This is a genomic window from Cellulomonas sp. B6 (assembly GCF_001462455.1).
Taxonomy (GTDB): Bacteria; Actinomycetota; Actinomycetes; order Actinomycetales; family Cellulomonadaceae; genus Cellulomonas.
On sequence record NZ_LNTD01000029.1, the window covers coordinates 1 to 4,950 of the forward strand.

A 4,950-nucleotide genomic window follows, 5' to 3' on the forward strand; every position below is an offset into this window, starting at 1 on the left:
AGCGCGATCCAGCCCACCCCACCGACGGACCAGCTCCACGACCGAGGAGAGACCATGCACCACGACCAGCGCCACGACGACCTCGACGACCCCGCGGTGACGCTCGACCCCGTGTGGTGGGAGGAGCGGTACCGCACGCGCGGCACGCTGTGGAGCGGGCGGGTCAACGCGTCGCTCGCGCAGGTCGCGTGCGACCTGACCCCCGGCACCGCGCTCGACGCCGGCGCGGGCGAGGGCGGTGACGCGGTGTGGCTCGCGGCGCGCGGCTGGCGCGTGACCGCCGTCGACGCGTCCCGCACGGCGCTCGACCGCGGCGCGGCCGAGGCCGCCCGGCGCGGGCTCGACGTCACGTGGGTCGAGGCGGACCTGCGCACGTGGACGCCGCCGACGACGTACGACCTCGTGACGTCGCACTACCTGCACGCCGAGGGCGGTCGCGGCTGGGGCTGGCTGGCCGACGCGGTCGCGCCGCGCGGCACGCTGCTGGTCGTCGGGCACGACCTGTCGGACGTCGACGGGCCCGTGCCGCGCCCGCACCTCGCGCGCCTCGGGCACACGGCCGAGCAGGTGGCGGCCGACCTCGACCCGGCGCAGTGGGACTCGATCGAGCCGCAGGTGCTCGAGCGGACGATCGAGCACGACGGGGTCGAGGTGGCCGTGCGGGACGCGGTGCTGGTCGCGCGGCGACGCTGAGCACCGCACGGACCGGCTCCCGTCGGCACCGATCGGCGTCGACCCACCCTCGACTCGCGATCGACCGTTCCGCGTGGTCCGGCCGGCTCCGACCGCCCGCATCGAGCCGCCCGTACCGCGAGACGCACGGCCGACGAGACCGGGCTGACGTCACCCTCACGGCGGATGAGCGACGTCAGCCCGGTCTCGTCACAGCCACGTCCCACGGACCGGGACGACGCCGGGTCGTCACGGGCGAGGGTCGACCGGTCCTGCGCGGCACGACCGGATCCGACGGCCCCTCACCGGGTCGTCCGCACCGCGAGATGCGCGGCCCACGAGACCGGGCTGACGTCACCCTCACGGCGGATGAGCGACGTCAGCCCGGTCTCGCCACGACCTCGTCCCGCGGACCGGGACGGCGGCGGGTCGCGCGAGCGAGGGCCGGTCGACGGACCACGTCGGCCGGCGTCGGACGGCAGACCTCGTCGACCGACGGTCCCGTCAGACGTCGACCGACGGTCCCGTCAGACGTCGACGGGCCCGAGCACGGGCTCCGCGACGCACCGCACGACCGCGTCGGCCGCACCGCCGAGCTCGAGGACCACGACCTCGTTGCGCTCGCGCACCAGCGAGCCCGGCACGTAGAGCGTGCGCGTCGGCATGGCCGACCAGTAGCGCCCGAGCAGCGTGCCGTTGACCCACACCAGGCCCTTGCCCCACCCGTCGGTCGACCAGAAGTGGTCGACCCCGGGCTCGGCGTCGAACGCTCCCGCGAGCAGCGCGGGGCCCGCGACGGGCTGGTCGGCGGGCACGGGCGCGAGCCGGTCGGTCGCGGCCGCGGGCAGCGGGTCCACGAGCAGCGCGGACGTCGTCCACGCGGTGAGCTCGCGCACCGCGGTGCGCACGGGGCCGACGAGCCCCTTGGGCTCGCCGATGCGCGGGCCGTAGTTGACGCGCCCCTGGTCCTCGACGAGCACCGTGAGCTCGCCCGCACGGGCCGGCAGCGGCAGCACGTGCTCGTGCGCGGTGCGGGACAGCACGCCGACCGGCTCGCCGTCGAGCAGCACGACGGCGCGGTCGCGCACCTCGCCGACCGCGAGCACGCGGTCGTCGGCGCGCACGCGCGTGCGGTACACGACGAAGCCGTTCCAGTGGCCGGCCTCGTCGGCCGTCGGCACGTGGTCCCACGCGCGCGGCACACTCGCCACGACGTCGAGGAGCGCGGCCAGCGGCGCGCGGTGCGTCAGGGCGACCTCCCGCACCGGCGCGGGCGGACGGGTGTCCGGCAGCTCGTCGGGCACGGGCAGGTGCCGCGCGAGCACGGCGCGCATCGCGTGGTACTTGGCCGTCGCCGCACCGTGCTCGGCGATCGGGGCGTCGTAGTCGTACGACGTCGTGATGGGCAGGTAGGTGCCCTTGTGGTTGGCGCCGTTCGTCAGCCCCAGGTTCGTGCCGCCGTGCACCATGTAGAGGTTGACCGACGCGCCCGCGGCGAGCAGGTCGTCGAGGTCCTGCGCGTTCGCCTCGGCGGGCGCGACGTGGTGCGGCAGACCCCACGAGTCGAACCAGCCGTTCCAGAACTCCATGCACATCAGCGGGCCAGTCGGCTGGTGCCGGCGCAGGATCGCGAGCCGCTCGGCGGCGCGGGACCCGAACGTCGCGGTGCGCAGCAGCCCGGGCAGCCCGCCGCGCTCGAGCATCGCGTCGTCGGCCTGGTCGCACGTGAACAGCGGCACGGTGATGCCGCCGGCGCGCGTGAGGTCGACGAGCGCCTGCAGGTAGCCCTTGTCGTCGCCGTACGCGCCGTACTCGTTCTCGACCTGCACCGCGACCACGGGCCCGCCGCGGTCCACCTGGCGCGCCGCGACCACGGGCAGGACCGCGTCGAGGTACTCGCCGACCGCCGCCATGAACCCGGGCTCGTGGCGGCGCACGCCGATGCTCGGGTCGGCCAGCAGCCACGCGGGCAGCCCGCCGTTGTCCCACTCGGCGCAGATGTACGGGCCGGGGCGCACGATCGCGTGCATGCCCTCGGCGGCCACGAGGTCGAGGAACCGGCCCAGGTCGCGCGGACCCGTGAGGTCGAACTCGCCGCGCCGCGGCGCGTGGAAGTTCCACGCGACGTACGTCTCGATCGTGTTGAGCCCCAGCAGGCGCGCGGACCGGATGCGGTCGGCCCACAGGTCGGGGTGCACGCGGAAGTAGTGCAGCGCCCCGGACACGACGCGGTGCGGGCGCCCGTCGAGCAGGAAGTCGCGCTCGCCGATCTCGAACGTGCTCACGCGTCCGCCCTCGCGTCCAGCACGTGCGCGTCGTGCGCGTCGAGGTCCACGCGCCGCCCGGCGACGTCGAGCGACACGGGCGCGGCGGTGTGGTTGACGACGACGAGGCGGTCGCCGCGGCGCACGGCCTCGACCCCGGCGACGGGCGTGGCGAGCAGCGCGGGCACGCCGGCATCGCGCAGCCAGCGGCCCGCGAGCGCGTCGAGCACGTCTGCGGCCGGCTGCGTCGCGACGTACCAGGCGGCGCCGTCGCCGTGCGCGCGGCGCGTGACGGCGGCTCCCCCGGCGGCGTGCCCGTCGGCGAACGTCGCGACGACCTGCGCGTCGTCGACCACCAGGACGTCCTGCCAGAGCGCCGCGTCGCCCGCGACCTCGCCCGCGAGGCGCAGCCCCGGGCCGGGCGTGCCGTCGGGCCCGGCCGTCGGCGCGACCTCCTCGACGCGCACGCCGAGCGTCGCGCGCAGGGGCCCGAGGTACCCGCCGAGGTACACGTGCAGGTCCTGGTCGACCAGCGCGGTCGCGTAGGTGACGACCAGGTGCCCGCCGCCGCGCACGTACGCGTCGTAGGCCTCGAGGTGCTCGCGGCGTGCCGCGTGCAGCAGCGGCACGACGACCAGGTCGTACCCGGTGACGTCGGCGCCCGCGGCGACGACGTCGACGGTCACGCCGCGCCGCAGGAACGGCGCGTACCAGTCGAGGAACCGGTCGACGTAGTCGAGCCGCGCGGGCGTCGCGGGCTGGTCGAGCGCCCACCACGCGTCCCAGTCGAGGACGATCGCGACGCGCGCGTCGACGCCCTTCCCCACGAGGTCGGACAGCCCCGCGAGCTCCTCGCCGAGCGCGACGACGTCGCGGAACAGCCGCGTGTCCTCGCCCGCGTGCGGCAGCATCGCCGAGTGGAACCGCTCGGCCCCGGCCGCGGACTGCCGCCACTGGAAGTGCAGGACCCCGTCGGCGCCGCGCGCGACGGCCTGCAGCGAGTGCGCGCGGTGCTGCCCGCGCGGGCGGGGCGCGTTGCGCTCGCGCCAGTTGACGGCGCTCGTCGCCTGCTCCATGAGCAGCCACGGCCGCCCCTGGCCCAGGCCGCGCATGAGGTCGCGCTGCGCGGCGAGCCGCACGTGCGCGGCCGGGTCGGCCGGGTCCGGGTAGGAGTCGTCGCTGACGACGTCGACGTGCCGCGCCCACGCCCAGTAGTCGGTGTGCGGGAAGAAGCCCATGAAGTTGGTCGTGATCGGCACGTCCGGGCTGTGGCGGCGGATCACCTCGACCTCGGCGCGGTGCAGCGCGAGCATCGCGTCGGAGCTGAAGCGCCGGAAGTCCAGGAGCTGGCCGGGGTTGCGGAAGGACGGCGCGGCCGACGGCACGCCCACCTGGTCGAACGCCGCGTAGCGCTGCGACCAGAAGTCGGTGCCCCACGCGCGGTTGAGCTCGTCGACCGTGCCGTAGCGGTCCTGCAGCCACGCCCGGAACGCGGTGACCGTGTGCGCGTCGTACGACAGCGCCGCGTGGCAGCCGTACTCGTTGTTGACGTGCCACATCTCGAGCGCCGGGTGGTCGGCGTACCGCCGCACCACCTGCTCGACGAGCGCGAGCGCGTGCCGCCGGTAGTCCGGCGACGACGGCGAGTAGTGCTGCCGCGACCCGAACGCGAGCCGCACGCCGTCCTCGGTGACCGGCAGCGAGTCGGGGTAGCGCTGCGCGAACCACGCGGGCGGCGACGCGGTCGCGGTCGCGAGGTCGACGCGCACGCCCCCGGCGTGCAGGCGGTCGAGCACGTCGTCGAGCCACGCGAAGTCGTACTCGCCCGGGCGGGGCTCGAGGCGCGACCACGAGAACACCCCGACGGTCGCCGTCGTCACGTGCGCGCGGCGCATGAGCCGCACGTCCTCGTCCCACACCTCCTGCGGCCACTGCTCGGGGTTGTAGTCGCCGCCGTAGCGGATGCGGGGCTGTGCGGGCACGGGTGCGTCCTTCCGGGTGGTGCGGTGGTGCT

3 protein-coding genes are annotated in these 4,950 nt (G+C 75.7%); 1 reads left to right on the forward strand and 2 read right to left on the reverse strand.

What is annotated here, in order from left to right:
• A partial coding sequence (locus tag ATM99_RS01870; RefSeq protein WP_223304760.1) for a bifunctional 2-polyprenyl-6-hydroxyphenol methylase/3-demethylubiquinol 3-O-methyltransferase UbiG occupies window positions 1–693 on the forward strand: 693 nt, incomplete at its 5' end.
• A gap of 506 nt (window positions 694–1,199) precedes the next feature.
• Here the strand turns inward: ATM99_RS01870 and ATM99_RS01875 are convergent.
• Together ATM99_RS01875 and ATM99_RS01880 are read right to left on the reverse strand one after the other, a co-directional pair.
• On the reverse strand, window positions 1,200–2,957 hold the full coding sequence (locus tag ATM99_RS01875) for a beta-galactosidase family protein (RefSeq protein WP_062101258.1): 1,758 nt from the start codon (window positions 2,955–2,957) through the stop codon (window positions 1,200–1,202).
• Complete coding sequence (locus ATM99_RS01880) at window positions 2,954–4,918, reverse strand: beta-galactosidase (protein ID WP_062101259.1); 1,965 nt, start codon at window positions 4,916–4,918, stop codon at window positions 2,954–2,956. The genes ATM99_RS01875 and ATM99_RS01880 overlap by 4 nt, the downstream gene beginning before the upstream one ends.
• Between the last annotated feature and the right edge of the window lie 32 nt (window positions 4,919–4,950).